Origin of the sequence: Stieleria mannarensis, from assembly GCF_014154935.1 — a bacterium.
Classification (GTDB): domain Bacteria; phylum Planctomycetota; class Planctomycetia; order Pirellulales; family Pirellulaceae; genus Stieleria; species Stieleria mannarensis.
The window spans coordinates 109,731-125,489 of record NZ_JACEHH010000008.1 but is presented as its reverse complement, the minus strand read 5'-3'; the positions used below and the strand labels follow the sequence as shown (position 1 = coordinate 125,489).

6 protein-coding genes are annotated in these 15,759 nt (G+C 60.4%); 3 read left to right on the top strand and 3 right to left on the bottom strand.

What is annotated here, in order from left to right; all coding sequences use genetic code 11:
- Positions 1–208: 208 nt before the first annotated feature.
- On the bottom strand, positions 209–535 hold the full coding sequence (locus tag H1B37_RS07640) for a hypothetical protein (RefSeq protein WP_182866046.1): 327 nt from the start codon (positions 533–535) through the stop codon (positions 209–211).
- Between the two features lie 734 nt (positions 536–1,269).
- Between H1B37_RS07640 and H1B37_RS07635 the strand changes: the two genes are divergently transcribed.
- Positions 1,270–4,398, top strand: coding sequence for an LPS-assembly protein LptD (locus H1B37_RS07635; protein ID WP_182866045.1), 3,129 nt, complete (start codon positions 1,270–1,272; stop codon positions 4,396–4,398).
- Between the two features lie 113 nt (positions 4,399–4,511).
- On the opposite strand, the gene cutA is transcribed toward H1B37_RS07635, so the two are convergent.
- Positions 4,512–4,838, bottom strand: coding sequence for a divalent-cation tolerance protein CutA (gene cutA, locus H1B37_RS07630; protein ID WP_182866044.1), 327 nt, complete (start codon positions 4,836–4,838; stop codon positions 4,512–4,514).
- 478 nt (positions 4,839–5,316) lie between these two features.
- Between cutA and H1B37_RS07625 the strand changes: the two genes are divergently transcribed.
- Positions 5,317–5,769 (top strand): ferritin-like domain-containing protein, encoded by a 453-nt coding sequence (locus H1B37_RS07625; protein ID WP_182866043.1) that lies wholly within the window; start codon positions 5,317–5,319, stop codon positions 5,767–5,769.
- A 531-nt stretch (positions 5,770–6,300) separates the two neighbouring features.
- Positions 6,301–12,690 carry a hypothetical protein gene (locus tag H1B37_RS07620; RefSeq protein ID WP_182866042.1) on the top strand — a complete coding sequence of 2,130 codons (6,390 nt, stop codon included), beginning with the start codon at positions 6,301–6,303 and terminating at the stop codon, positions 12,688–12,690.
- Between the two features lie 458 nt (positions 12,691–13,148).
- Here the strand turns inward: H1B37_RS07620 and H1B37_RS07615 are convergent, their stop codons facing one another.
- The gene (locus tag H1B37_RS07615) at positions 13,149–15,605 is read right to left on the bottom strand and encodes a PVC-type heme-binding CxxCH protein (protein ID WP_182866041.1); all 2,457 of its coding nucleotides are present in this window, start codon (positions 15,603–15,605) and stop codon (positions 13,149–13,151) included.
- Positions 15,606–15,759: the final 154 nt, after the last annotated feature.

Below are 15,759 nucleotides of genomic sequence, written 5' to 3'. Positions count from 1 at the left end.
CAAAGGGCATACACATCCATAGCCTGGGGTCAGGGAACGAGCGCAGCGGAGTGACCGCAACCCCAGGAAAGAAAGAGAGCCCACCCGTTCCCCCTATCGGTCGGCCGGCGGCAAAGCCGCCGGCCGACCGAAAGGGGGAGGTTTCTTGGTGTGCGTGGACCTGGGGTTACGTCCGGATTCGCTGGGGCTCATCCGGTCTCACCCCAGGCTAAGCTGTCCATCGCCGTTGGCGAACCGAGCGTCGTGTTCTTTGATGACGCACGGAACAAAAGCAACTGAATCCATCAGTAATACAATCGAGACGTCCCAAGGCCAGCTCGGGACAGGCCGAGAGGGCGTTGACGGTGGCTGTGCCGTGGACGTCGAGTTCTTGGACGTGGATCGGGATGGCCGATCCGACGAAGACGTTGTTCTCCAGGATCCACTGGTCAGGCCGCAGCAGCTGGACGTCGACCACCACGCCGTCGTCGCGGGTGATCGTCAGGTCAATCTTGGACCAGGAGTTACGATCCGGATCGGGAAGACAGCAAGGCACCGGCGATCGCTCGGGGATGAAATGGCGGTTGCCCTTAAGTGAGATCGGGAGCGGTCTCCCAATCGGTCCAGTCGAGGGGTCGCAGAAGGTCATCGAACAATCGGGCTCGATCGTCATGCGGGAACACCGCGTCAAGATTTTCAGGAAAAAGATTCAGCTGGTCTTGCCCCAGCGGTGGTGTAGCAAAGCCGGCCTCGAGAATCGGGCTCCGTTCCCCCGGCAATACCCCGGACCCCACCGCCGAAACCGCAGACAATCAACAGGCCGTGATGCGTCCCGCTGGCAGGGGGCGCTCGCTGACCGGCGTGTTGAATGAATCAGCCGTATGGCGCGAGCCTCCGGACGCCGGTGCAAACGATTGCTGTTTCAATGCCCGTACGCTCGCGCGAAACGGCTAATCCCACGTGGGATCGGAGTAAATCGACAGGCCGTGATGCGTCCCGCTGGCAGGGGGCGCTCGCTGACGCGTCCCGCTGGCAAGGGCCGCTCGCTGACGCTTCCCGCTGGCAGGGCGGTTTCCCCAGGTTCCGCTTGTGACGGATCCCCGTGACTTCGTAGGATCGCGCGATCGACGACCGGTGAACGTACGCGCCGGTCTGAAAAACCCTTCATCGCACCCGATCCCGACACGCAATTTGGCCGGCACGGAAGCCATCGCCGATTCGCCTCCAACGACCGCCCGGAAACACTCCGGGCGATCACCCGGGGGGCCTGCGCGTGGACCAAAGTTTTGCTTGCATTTGGCGGCGATCTGGCTGATCGCAACCTGTTCCTGCATCGAACCGTCAGCCGCCCAACAGCCGGCCGCTTCGATTTCGGCCAGCGGAAATACGATTTACCGTTGGCAGATCGACGGCGCGGAGGCGTCGCTGTTGGAAGGTGACTGTGTCCTGCGTCACCAGTCTCAGGAGTTTCGGGCCGATCGCGTGTTGATCGTGTCCGATGGTCCGCACGGCCGCGTCCGAAATCGGCTGGTCATCGAGGGCCGTCGTCGCAGCGATGGCAGCGTCGACCCGACACCGCGGACGGCGACGTGGACGACCACCGACGACCCCTCGGTCCAGGCTCCCCACTACCGCGGCAAACCGGATCAACGTCCCTTCCTGCTGGAGTTTCTGCCGTCCGATTCGATCGAGGCGGTCGGGCCGACGCCAACTTCCTCCGCGGCATCGCAAACAGCCGATGGGGTGGGCCAGGTTCAATTCACCCAGCCGGTCCCCGACGCGAGCGTGACCGATGGACCTTCGTCGATCCCCTCGCCATCGCTCGCCCCCACCCTGGCACCGCCGACCAACAATCTGGCTCCCCTACAGCCCATGGCTCCATCGGGCGGGCTACCGTTGGCGACCGACTCGCCGCCGCCGACGGTTTTCGAGGACGGAGCGACCACCGGTGGAACTCAGTTCTTTTTTGGCGGTGGCAGCAAGAGTGTCGAAATCGATGCCCGAGGCGCGTCGCATCCGCCGATCATCGACAGTGTCCTGCGTCCTGAAACGAACGAACAAGTCATCCTGGCGCGGGGCGGCGTGACGATCCGCGTTCGCGATGTGTCGGCCCAATTCGACGACGGCCGGTTCATGAATTTCGGTACGGTGACCATTTCCGCCGACCGCGTCGTGGGCTGGCTGCCGAACCTGTCACACGTTTTCGATGGAACCGCCGACCTCTCGGCCGCCGAGGGCGAACTGTATCTCGAAGGCGACATTGTGTTCCGCCAGGGCGACAATGTGATTTACGCCGATTCGATGTTTTACAACGTCACCCGTGAAACCGGGATGGTGTTGGATGCCGAAGCGATCACCACGGTGCCGGAATACCAGGGCGTGGTGCGTTTGAAAGCCGAAGTCTTGCAGCAGGTCGCACGCGGAAACTACCGCGCCTTCGATGCCGCCGTGACCAGCAGCCGGATGGGCGTGCCGCGGTACTGGTTGCAGAGTGAGCAATTGGAGTTCTTTGAACGGACCCGCACGCTGATCGATCCGCGCACCGGGATGTTGGTCGCCGACAAAGACCCGTTTGTTCGCAGCAACAATAGCTTTGTGTTCCTGGGCGGCATTCCTATTTTTTACTGGCCACAGTTTTCGACCAGCCTGGAACGCCCGGTGTTTTATGTCACCGACATCAAGATCAATAACGACAGCAACTTCGGCGCCCAGGTCATGTTGGACTGGGACGTGTTCCAGCTGTTCGGGATCGACAACGTGCCCAAGGGCGTCGACTGGGAAATCTCCACGGATTACTTGAGCGATCGTGGACCCGCGTTTGGCACCCATCTGGAATACGATCTTCCGGGGTTGTTCAGCATTCCCGGCCGCACCCGCGGTGTGTTGGACGTTTGGGGCATTTACGACAGCGGGGAAGACCGCCTGGGACGAGACCGGTTGTCGTTGCAGCCGGAAACGAAAAACCGAGGTCGGGCGTTGCTGCGGCATCGCCAACAATTGGCCAACGACTATGAATTCATCGCGCAATCGGGTTGGTTGAGCGATCGCAACTTTCTGGAACAGTACCTGGAGAATGAATGGGACAATGACCCCGACCATGTCACCGGGTTGCGGCTTCGCAAGTACCACCACAATCAGCTGTTCGATTTGTCCGCCAATGCCCAGGTGAACGATTTCTTTCAGGAAACCGAACGGCTGCCGGCGCTGAATCATTACCTGTTCGGCGGCACGTTTTTGCAGGAGCGGTTGACGTGGCAGATGCACAATCACGCGTCGTACTCAAAGTTGAATGTTGCCGACGCACCGACCGATCCGGCCGAAGCGGCCAACTACTTTCCGTTGCCCGGTGAAGTCGCCGCGGACGGGTTGGTCGCATCGACGCGGCAAGAACTTTCGATCGGTGTGCCGCTGGGTCCGTTCCATTTCCGCCCTGTCGCCTCCTTCGAAGCCGCCCACTACGGGGAAGCGGCCGACGGCGAGTCGCTGACGCGATTGCTCGGCCAAGCGGGACTGCAATTCAATTTGCCGATGGTCCGCATCGATCCGACCATCCAAAGCAGCTTGCTGAACATGCGCGGGCTGGCCCACAAGCTGGATTGGACGGCCGAATACTGGTACGCCGACAGCAATACCGATCTGGACGAATTGCCGCTTTACGATCGCCTGGACGATAACGCCCAGGAACAGTTTCGCCGGCGCTTTATCGGCACGACCTTCGGCGGCAGTTTGCCCAGTCAGTTTGATCCCAGAACCTACGCCTTTCGTCATGGGATCCAACGCGGCGTGGCCAGCCCCAGCGACGTGATCGCCGACGACCTGCAACAATTGCGTCTGGGGCTGCACCAACGTTTCCAAACCAAACGGGGATTGCCGGGTCGCGAACGAATCGTCGATGTGATGCAGTTGGACTTTGACACGATCTTGTTCCCCAAGTCCGATCGAGACAACTTTGGAGAATCGGTCGGTCCGACGACGTATGATTTTCGCTATCACCTCGGCGACCGTTATTCGATCTTAAGCGACGGCTACATCGACTTTTTCGACGGCGGATTGCGATCGATCAGCGCGGGCTTGCGGACCAGCCGGCCGGGTGTCAGTGACACCTACATCGGGCTGCTGTCACTGGAAGGCCCGATCAGCAGCACGGTGCTCCGCACGACGTACGATTACCGCATGAACGAAAAATGGATCTTCTCCGGCGGCATGACCTATGACTTCGGCAACACCGGTTCGGTCGGGCAATCGTACGGGTTGACACGCATCGGCGAATCGATGTTGTTGCGGGTCAATGTCAACGTCGACACGGGACGAGACAACGTGGGCGTCGGATTCCTGATCGAACCCCGCTTCTTTGCCCGCAACCTGGGCAACATCGGCGGCGGTCTGATCCCACCGCCGGGGATCGAAGGGTTGGAGTAAGTAGAGCGGGCCCGCGGCTTGCGAAAGTCTTGGCGACTGCCGCTACGGTCCAATCCGTCACTGATCCAATTGACAACCCCAGTGACACCGCTGGATGCCTATCCCCGGCCGACTTACGAGGTCTGGTCGTTGACCCACGATGCGTAGTCTGGGTCGACGTCGATGCTTTGAAGGATCACGATTTGGGGGACGTCGTAGGGGTGCAGCTCGCGCAGTGTCTGTTTGAGTCGCTCCTGTTGTCCGGCGGCGGTCTTGATCACCAAACGGTATTCCGGTTCGCAACACACGCGTCCGTCCCAACAGTAATGACTTTCGATCGGGCCATCGATTTGCACGCAGGCGGCGACGCGACGTTCCAGCAGTGCTTGGGCGATCGTGCGCGCTTGTTGCTGATCGGCAACGGTGGTCAAACACACCCGGAGTTCGGAGGGTTGAGGCATTGCTATGTCACTTGCGGATGGGGTTGGGGAGGTCATGGGGCGGTCGCTCATGCTTCCCGCCGGGATGGTGATGCCAGCACGTGGCGTGAGCCAGTGGCGCGTGTTCGTTTCGGCATGGTGCATGGCCGCTCGCTCACCGGCCTGTTGATTGAATCGAAATGAACATGCAAACGATCAGCCGATGGGCGCTAGCCCCGGTTTTGTGACGCCAAGAACCGCGGCTAGTGCCGTGCGGCTGATTAAATCAACAGGCCGCGACGCTTGCCGCGGGGATTTTGGGGCGGCTTTTTGAGAAAGGATTTCAACAGAATGCCGGCTGGTCGGCAAGCTGTCTCGAACGGTTCTCAACAAGGCGTCGGCGGGGAACGAGTTTCGAAAAATCAGCTCACGTTGCCTCAAATATCGGTTGCCTGCGAGCCGACTGGAGCGCTATGGTGAATGATTCAACGGACAACAATCCCCAACTGGAGAAATACAAATGGACAACGAAGCCGTCATCGCCCAACTGAATGAATGTCTCAAGCACGAATGGACGGGTGTCGCCCAGTACTCTCAAGCGAGTTTCATCGTGGAAGGGGTGTGGCGCGAAGTGTATGCCAAGACGTTCATGGACAATGCCGAAGAATCGTTCGGCCACGCCAAACTGGTCGGCGACAAGATCGTCGCACTCGGCGGCGTGCCCGCCGCGACGCGCAACGAGATCAAGCAGACGCGTGACTTGCAGGAGATCCTGCAGAACAGCTTGGAATTCGAATCGAAAGCCGTGGAGATGTACACCAAGGCGTTGGAAATGGCCGAGGGCAATCGCCCGCTGGTGATCTTCCTGGAAAACATCTTGGAAGAAGAACAAGAGGGTGTCGACGAGTTCACCAAATTGCTGCGAAACAGCGACACCAGCGTCGCCGCCAGCGTCGACAGCAAAACGGCCTAGTCGTCCGTCTGAAAACCATGAGGCCGTGGCGATTCGGCGCGAAAAAGGGTCGGGGGTTAATAGCACGGGCCTAAGCGCTGGTGCGCAGGCTTTAGCCGCCGACTCTCGCTGCGAAGCAGCGTCCGGGAATCGCCTAAAGGCTAGACACCAACGCTTATGCCCGACCCCTGACGGGTAGGGCATGTTCGTCATGCCATGGATCACGTGGGCCGTGATTTACATTCGGGAGCAGCCGTTTTGGCATTCGCCCACACGCACCTCATCATTCTGCCCCGGATCATTCTGCCCCGGATCATTCTGCCATTTTCCGCAGTCGGCTCATCAAACAAGGGCCGCCGGCCAGGCGTCGCCGGACCGGTCGAATCGCTTTATTTGACCGAAAATTCTCTGATTCTCCTAAGAAATCCGCACGCCCTTCGTCCTTCTCAGCGGCTACGTTAAACCGTCAGGCGGCCTCGTCGTCGCTCGTCTGCTTTTTTGTGCTACGAATCGAGCATTCGGTCCCTCTTCGTCACCCACCGGTGATCTGTCATGATGCTGAACGATCAAATCCAGTTTTCGCCTCGCCCCGCCGTCATGCGTTCCCTCACCCTGTGGGTGGCCACCAGCGTGGTTCTGGCCGGGCTAATCCCCACAACTGTCATGGCCGCACCGATCGGATTGATGGAACGTTTTGCCCTGGCCGAGGACCGCGAGGCGATTCTGGCAGAATTGATTCCCGGCAGCGACGATTACTTCTTCTATCACTGTTTGCACTACCAAAACACGTCCCAGCTGGATCGTGCCGAAGTGATGCTGAACCAGTGGTCGGCCAGTCGCAATGGAGCGATGACGGCACTGATGCATTCGATGACCGATCGTCAACGTTTATTGACGTATGATCGCACGCCCCAGCAAACGATCGATTACTTCGTCAAACGCCTGGGCATTCAACTTTACCACGCCCCGCCGGCGAAAAAGGGCAGCCGCCGCTACCCCAGCGAGTTGGGTGACAACTTTATTGATTCACCGCAGTTGGTCAAAGATTCGCTTCGCGACAACGTCCGGCTGTCTCCGATCGGCATGCAGATCGCCGCGGACTGGTATCTGGCCGGCAACGCGAACCAGACCCAGGTTTCGCTGCATGATTTTTTGAAACGTGTCGACGGATCGTACTTGAAGGGGCTGGACCAGTTGGTGATCGCGGAACTGAAATCCCGCTCGGCCCGCGACCAACGCTTCGGCGATCTCTCGGCCCACCGATTCCTCACCCAAGGTGAGCTGGACAACGTCGGGCGATCGGTGCCGTCGGTCGCCGACGACAACGCCTTCGTCCATGCCAAGCTGCGGATGCTGCGACCGGATGCGGACGTCGACATCAGCCAACAACCGGACCTGCGGCGCGCGTACCTGGTACGTTTGGAAGCCTACGTGCAAACGCTTCCCGCGTCGTACAACTCGCTCAAGGCATCGGCCGCCTATCGACTTCTGGAATCCAATCTGGCGGCCGGCGTTTGGGACACCGAACTGTTTCAGCGTTACCTGCAACTGCCGCGTCAAAGTCCGTTGATCAGCCCTTTGCTCGCCCGGTCGGGATCACGTGCTAACCTGAACGAAGACTTTTCCCAGATCGCGATCCTGCCGCCGATCGGCAACGAACAACTGTTGGTCGAAACCTACCTGGAACATTTTCTGCGTGACGCAAAACACACCCGCGCGTACGAACGCTACCTCCAACCCGATTTTCTGCGACGTGTGTTTGCCCGCACGAAATTGATGGCCGGCGTGGCCAATCCGCAACCCTATTACGACATGCTTTCGGCCGGTGAGCGTCGCGAGCTGCGAGACAAGATCCAGCTCAGCTTCGCGCCGACCAATCCCATCTATTACGACTCGCAACAACCCACCGAGTTGATCGTCGACGTCAAGAATATCGACAAGCTGGTCGTCCGCATCTACGAAATGAATTCGTTGGCGTTCCACCGCACCAACGAAGGCCGTTTGGACACCGACGTCGAACTGGATGGGTTGATCGCGACGCATGAAAAGACGATCCAGTACGACCGACCGGCGATCGAGCGACATCGTGAAACGATTCCCATCGCCGAAGCCAGCGGCCGTGGCGTCTGGATCGTCGACCTGGTCGGCAAAGGGCTTCGCGCCCGAACGCTGATTCGCCGCGGTGACCTGCAAACGGTTCGCGCCGAGGACGCCAACGGGATCCAGATCACGGTGCTGGATGAAAACCGCACCCCGATCCCCACGGCAAAGATTTTCCTGGGGAACCAAGAGTTTGCCGCCGACCAATCCGGTCGTGTGTTGTTGCCGATGGTCAATCAAGCAAAACCGCGCAAGGCGATCGTCAGCGACGGTAAGATCGCCAAAGCGATCAAGTTTCAACAGCAGGAAGAAAGCTATTCCTTGGCGGCCGGCTTCTTTGTCGACCAGACGCTGCTTCAGTCCGGCCGCACCGCGACGCTGCTGGTCCGACCCCGGTTGCAGTTGGGCACGGCGCCGGTCGACCCGGCGATCTTGAAGGAGGCAACGCTACGGATCGTGGCCACCGATCTGGACGGCATCGAAACGAGCAAACAGTTCAACGGCCTGGAATTGGATCAAGCGAAGGAGTTGCAGCTGGATTTTCGCGTCCCGTCTCGGGTCGCGCAGATCGATTTTGAATTGTCCGGCCATGTCGTCGGTCTGTCCGACCGCCGACACCGAGAGCTCCGCACCAGTCACTCGGTCCAAATCGCGGGGATCCGCCGGACGATCCACACGGTTGATGCCTTCCTGACTCGCAACGGCGACAACTACGTGATTGAAACGCGTGGCCGCAGCGGAGAAGCGGTCGCCGGTGCCACGGTGCAGTTGGAATTTGCCGTCGACATCGGCGACGTCCGACCCAGTCGTTACCTGCAAAGCGACGATCGTGGCCAGATTCAATTGGGGCGCTTGGCCGGTGTCCGGCAATTGCAGTACGGAATCGCGGGCCAAACCCAACATCGATTCGATTTGTCGCTCGATCAACAGATTTGGCCGGCTGCGCTGCACCTGTCCACCGAAGACGACCTGCGATTGCCCTTGGTCGATGGTGCCGCGGTTGATCAATTCCGGTTGCTGGCCACCCGAGACGGCCAGAATCACGCCGACCATTCCGATCAATTGCGAATTGAAAATGGGTTTCTGGTCGCGTCGAAATTGCCGGCGGGAGACTTGCGGCTGATCGACCGTCGCAGTGGCAACGAAACACAGATCGCCGTTGTCGACGGGAAAACCATCGATCACGTGTTGGTCGGTCAAATCCGTCATCGCGAACGGAGTGTCGCCGTGCCGATCTCCATCGACGACGTCAAACGAAACGACGACGGCAGTGTGAGCGTTTCCTTGGCCGGGAACACGAACCTGGCCCGCGTGCACGTCGTGGCGTCACGCTACTTCGATCGTCATTCGCCGCTGGATGATCTGCATTTGGGGATGCCCTCGCTGCGGGGGCGACAATTGTCGCTCGGTCGCTGTGGCTACGTCAGCGACCTGCGGTTGGGTGACGAATATGAGTATGTGTTGCGTCGCCAATACGCGGCAAAATACCCCGGCGTGATGCTGCCCCAGCCCAGTGTGTTGCTGAATCCTTGGGAAACCGAAACGACGGCCAACGAAAGCCAACGTGCCCGCGGGGGACAGGCCCCAACGGCATCGGCGGCGCCGCCAACGGACAGCATGATGCGTGCGCCCGAAAGTGAAATGAGTCGTCAAACCGGCGCCGATGCCGCTCCCGATTACGACTTTTTGTCCGACAGCGGCGTCGTCGCCGCAAACTTGATCCCCGATGCCGATGGCCGCGTCACCGTCCCGGCCGAGCTGATCGACGGGATGCCGATCGTGCAAGTCATCGTTGCCGATCCGGCGACCGTTTTGCGTCGAACCCTCACGGCACCGTTGCCGGACGCCGAAACCGAAGACCTTCGGTTGGCCGATTCGTTGCCATTGGACCAATCCCTTTCCTTCCAACGTACCGTTTCGATCGTCTCGGCCGACGACCCGCTGGACTTGGCCCAACTCGGATCGGCCCAGGTCCAGGTCTACGGCAACGTCGAATCCTTGATGACGCTGTATCGAACCCTGGTCGGCGACGAACGTCTGGACGAGTTCCAAGTGCTCGGTCGTTGGCACACGCTCAGCACCGAAGAAAAACTAAAACACTACAGCGAACTGGCCTGCCACGAACTGCACCTGTTCTTGCGGATGCATGATCGTGAGTTCTTCAATGCTGTGATCAAGCCCTACTTGAGCAACAAGAAAGAGAAACAGTTCATCGATCACTGGCTGCTCGGCGACGATCTGTCCGATTACGCGACACTTTGGAGATACCAACGTCTAAGCGCCGCCGAACGAGCGTTGTTGGCCATCCGAGTCCCGGCGCTGCGGTCGTCGATTCGCCGCGATTTGTTTGAATCGGTCGCCTTGTTGGAGGAAGACCACGGGGCGAGCCGCCGGTTGATCGAAAGTGCCCTGCGATCGAGCCGAATGTCTGTGACCGGCGCGGCGGAGTTTGCCGAAGGGGCGGTCGTGATGGAAGCGAAGGCCGATCCCTTCGGAGCAGCCGACGATGGTCTGTACATGGACATGGACATGGCCGGCGGGATGGGTGGTGGCATGGGTGGATACGGAGGCTCCGCGGGAAAGAAGCTCGAAATGGGGGATCGCGCCACTGTGGCGCGACAACTCGGACGGATGCAAAAGGCTGCACCGCAGCGGGCCGAGATGTTTCGGGGACGCGCACTTGGACTCAGTGCGGATTTCGCGCTCTACCAGGAACTCGACAGCACCAAGCAGTGGGCCGAAAGCCATTTCGACCGAGTCCGCGTCGTCGACGGCCCGTTGCCGATCGATTTGATCCCGATCAACGCATTTTGGAACGAACTGGCCCACAGCGAGTGGGAGGATGAAACATCTGTTCCCAATGTTTCAAAACACCTGCTCGAGTGCGCGACAAATCGACATTCCGCGTTGATCGCGTTGGCGATGTGCGGCTTGCCACTGGAGTCCGGTGAGATCTCATTGCCCTCCAAGCCCGAGACGGTTTATCGACCGGAACACGCGGTGGCGTTGGTCACCAAACGATTGCGAAGTTTGAAACCACAGGAAGACGGCGCGGGTGTCTTGATCGGTCAATTGTTCCAACGAGTCGATCAAGATCGCCGCTCCGACGAACCGTTCCACGAACCCGATCAGTTTGTCAGCGGCGAGGCCTATCAGGGACAGGTGGTCGTCTCCAACCCGACGGCGACCGAAAAGATCGTGGAACTGTTCTGGCAAATCCCTGCCGGCAGCATCCCGCTGGCCGGCAGCCAAGTGACCGACAGCAAGACGATCAAACTGGCTCCGTTTGCCGTCTCGTCGATCGACTACAAGTTCTACTTTCCCGCCCCGGGCGAGTTCGTCCACTATCCGGCCACCGTGTCGCAAGGCGAGACGTTGCTGGCCCGTGGATCGGAGAAAACATTCCGCGTCGCCGAAGAGTGGAACGACGACACCGTGACCTGGCAATCGCTCGCGCGGGACGGTTCGGCCGCTGAAATCAAATCGTTTCTCGACGAAGCCAACCTGCACGAATTGGATTGGACCCACGTGTTGCACCGGATGCGAGACCGCGATGTCTATGAAACCGTCGTCGGTGTGATGAAGGACGCCCGGCTACCCGAGGCCGCCGTCTGGGCCTATGGGTTCCAGCACGACGACCGGGACGCCATGCGACGATTCCTGTCACTGCGACAAGATCTGATCTCACGTGTCGGCCCGTCGCTGGAGTCGACGCTGTTGTCGGTCGATTCGATCCAACAGGGCGCCTATGAACACTTGGAATACGCCCCGTTGGTTCGCGCCCGAATTCATCGACTGGGCGAAGTCGACGAGATTTTGAACCCGAAATTCCTGAGCCACTACCAACAATTCGTGCGACGGTTGGGGTTCCAAGCTGAAATCGCGGACGTCGAAAAGATGCCGCTGACCTATTTCCTGTTGCTGCAGAATCGGATCGAGGAAGCGATGAAGTCGTTCAACACGCTCGACCGCGAGCGGGTCGCCAGCCAGTTGCAGTACGATTACTTGGCGGGTTATCTGGCGCTGCACCAGGGCGACTATGAGCGAGCCCTGGAAATTGCCGGTCGCCATGAAACCCATCCGGTGCCGCGTTGGAACGATCGCTTCGCCCAAATGGCGCTGCACGTTCTGCAGCGATACGAGCTGATGGATTCCGGACAACTCGTCTCCGCCGGCCCCGCCAAGGCGATCGATGATACCGGGGTTTCGCCCAAGGCTGCCGACCTGGCGATCGCCGATCGAGAACGTGCCAACAGCCAAGCGTCCGCGGCAGTCCCCGAAGTCATCGTGCGTGTGGAAGACGACACGATCCGGATCGACCATCGCAATGCCGATCAGATCGACATCAACTTGTACGGCGTCGATCTGGAGTTGTTGTTCAGCAACGCCCCATTTGCCCGTAACGATTTGCAACGCATCGCGATGGTTCGACCGACCCGGGCGGACACGCTGACAATGCAGTCCAAGACCGGCACGACACGCTACCCGATCCCCGCTGATTTGCGCAGCAAGACGCTGTTGGTCGAAGCCAACGTCGGAGCCTCACGCAACACGACGCTGTACTACGGCGGCGAGCTGACGACTTATGTCAGCGACGCCTTCGGACAGTTGCAAACCACCGACGCGACTTCCCATCGTCCGGTCGTCGGAGCGTACGTGAAGGTCTACGCCCGCTACGGTGACGGTAGCGTTCGCTTCTACAAAGACGGATACACCGACGGCCGCGGGCGGTTCGATTACACCAGCATCAGCGCTGCCGACGCCAAAGGCGCAAAGCGCTACGCCATCCTGGTGCTCAGCGACGACAAGGGCGCTACCCTGCACGACGTCGCGGCGCCTTAGGTTGGTGTCCCCTCGGATCCAAGTACGACGTTCCGGAAGGACCATCCTGCGTGCGAGAAAGGAGGCTCCGAAGCTTGACGGTCCCGCCAGACCGTTTCGCCAACGGCCGCCAACATCCGTAGCCTAGGGCAACGCCCTAGGAATGGGGAACGCAACGAATCGGTTTGGCCAACGGCCATGGACAACCGTGTCGTCGTCCAACGGTGTTGTGCATGGCCGTTGGCCAATGCGTTGACGTATGCGTCGGGTTCCTGGGGCGTTGCCCCAGGCTATGGGTATGCATGGCCGTTGGCCAATGCGCGTGCCGTTGGCACCGCTTTGCTGGGCCGGGCTGTTCGGGCCGATCCTCCCGGGTCGTCGCGGGGAGTCCAGCGGACGACGGCCCGGAAGGGCCATCGTACATTGGAAAACGGCCTTTGGCCGACTCTTCTTCCACGCTCATCGGGCGGAAAACAACCTCACTCCTGCGTCAAAAACGCGATCAGGTCGCGGAGTTCGTCGATGCCCATCGTGCTTTCCAAACCGGTCGGCATGATCGATTGATCGATCGGTTCCTGTTGTTCGACGTCGGCCAAAGGGACCTCAAAGATCTCGCCGTCGGCGCCTTGGAACCGCATGCTGTTGCCCGCACCGGCGCGATCCAATTTCAATCCCGTCAACACGTTTCCATCGGTCGTCAGGACTTGCCAAGGCACATACAGCGGCCCGACCTCCTTGCCGGGATGCAGGATCGAATCGAGCACGCGTTGCCGGGTCATGTTGCCCGATAGCGTGCTCAAGTCGGGACCGGTCTGGGCGCCGCGCCCGCTGTGTCGGTGACAGTTCACACAAGTCGTGCGAAAAAACACCCGCCGCCCCGCATCGACGTTGCCTCCTTCGCCAACCAATCGCATCCAGGCCTCAAGATCGTCTTTGTGCGGGCGACTCGGGTCGGTCGCCCAATTTCGTTTCAACATGCGTCTCGCCTCGGTGCGTAACGTCGCCGGCTGTTTCGGTAATGAGGACCGATTGATCAACGCGGCATAGGAACCGGCGTTGCGCGAGAGTGCCGCCAACGCATCGGCGCGGGTTTCCAAATCGAATCGTTCCTCACCGGCGATCCCGGCGAGTTGATCCAGGGCGGTCTTGCCGCCACGAGCAGCCAACAATCGAACGACTTCCATCGCAAAGTCACGCTCGCGTTGGTCATCGACCCACTGGCGAAGCTGCTGGTCGGTGGGGACCTTGGCATCGGCGGGGATCCGTCGGATGGCCATCGCGCGCAGGGCCGGGGCGTGATCGGGATTCCCCGCGAACTGGACCATCAGTTTTTCGATCGCCGGATCGCGGCTTCGGCCCGACGTAGAACCGGTTTCCAGATAAGCGATCGAAGCGATCACGGCGGAAAACAATCGCGGCGACACGTCGGGGCGTTGCAGCTGGCTTCGGATCGCCGCAAGTTGGTCCTTGCAATCGCGTTCGGTCGCCCAGCGGATCGCCGCCAATCGGACCGATTCGGAATCGTCTTGCAAACCCCATTGGATCCAGCCGCGACGCTCGTCGGCGGACAGATTTTCCGGGGCGACCAATTCCTGCCAACGCCATGCGGTCAACAATCCCACACGTTGCTCCGCCGTCGCGGCCCGTGCGCGTTCGATGGACGACAACTGATTCGTTTGCACCAGTCCGAACATCGCGGCTTGGCTGAGAAACGGATCGGGGCTATCGAGCGTCTGGATTCTGGCATCGACCGCCGGGGTATCATCGCTGCGAAGCCGCTCGGCTTGTTTTTCCGTGGCCGTCAATTTCGGTAGATCGGCGTCGGTGTTCGCCGTGTCGGACTTGCGCGACACTCGCCACAAACGCCCTTTGCCGTGCACCGGATAGCTGCGATCGACCCAATCGGTGACGTAGAGGGAATCATCACCGGCGACCGCCATGGCGACGGGACGAAAACTGGCGTCGCCTTGGACCACGACGTCAGCGGTCGTCCCCCACGTCGCCCCACGCTCGACCGGCCGGTGGCGTTCGATCCGGTTGTCGCCCCAACTGGTCACCCACAGGTCGGCTCCGTGGGGGACGACCGCGCAGGCCGCTTCGCCGGTGCCCGCCGTCATCGGCAACGTTCCAGGAAACTCGCCATCCCAGGCTTGCAGCGGATGAACGCCGGCCCGGCCGAAGCGGAATTGGAACCCGTAATCACCGCCGGGGACGATGTGCATCAAACGGTTCGGCGGCATCGCATCGGGATCATTGCCGACGCCCCACAACCGATGCGAGGAATCGAAGCACAATCCGAAGGGATTCCAGAATCCGGTCGCGACGCGCTGGACGTCGCTGCCGTCGACGCGGCAACGAAAGACGTTTCCGCCTTCCCCGCCCCCGATTTGTTTGGACCCGTCGGTGCCGACCAGTTCATAGGGTTCGCCAAAGTTTTCGCCTTGGCCGACATACAGCCAACCGTCCGCGGCGAGCGCGAGACCGGAAAGTCCGTTGTGGGGATAGTTCGCCGCGGTGTTGTGCGACAGCAGCACGTCGCGTTGGTCGGCAACGCCATCGCCGTCGCTGTCTCGCAAACGGACGACATCGCTACGTGTGGCGACGGCGAACGACCCGTCGCCGAGATTGACGATGTTCATCGACGCCGTGCCGCCTTCGTAGAACAACGATTGCCGATCCAGCACCCCATCGCCGTCGCGATCATCGAACCGATAAATCCGATCGGTTTTCGGCCCCGCGTAGTCCTCCGGCGGAAAGTGTGTGTGGCACTCGATCACCAGCAAGCTACCGTCGTCATCGAAACAGCAACCGGTCGGCGTCACGAGTTCCGGTTCCGAGGCGATCAATTCGATTTGCAGGTCGGAATCCAGCAGACGCGGCGGCTCGACGGCAACCGCCGTCGACGCGAACAAAAGCAATGCCAGGAAGCGAGTCATCGGAGAGCCGGGGGTGGTCGAACGGGGGCGTGGTCAGCCAGCGCACATTCTACCAGCCCGCAATGACGGTGCATGGGATGACACGCTTAGTCAACCGAAGTTCAGCGTTCGTGCTTGACGATGTGTTCCGAGGGTCGCCGTGTTCTCCGAACTC

Excerpts from the sequence above, each read along its gene's own strand:
- H1B37_RS07620 (WP_182866042.1), top strand. The coding sequence starts at position 6,301 with ATGATGCTGAACGATCAAATCCAGTTTTCGCCTCGCCCCGCCGTCATG.
- H1B37_RS07625 (WP_182866043.1), top strand. The coding sequence starts at position 5,317 with ATGGACAACGAAGCCGTCATCGCCCAACTGAATGAATGTCTCAAGCAC.
- cutA (WP_182866044.1), bottom strand. The coding sequence starts at position 4,838 with ATGCCTCAACCCTCCGAACTCCGGGTGTGTTTGACCACCGTTGCCGAT.
- H1B37_RS07615 (WP_182866041.1), bottom strand. The coding sequence starts at position 15,605 with ATGACTCGCTTCCTGGCATTGCTTTTGTTCGCGTCGACGGCGGTTGCC.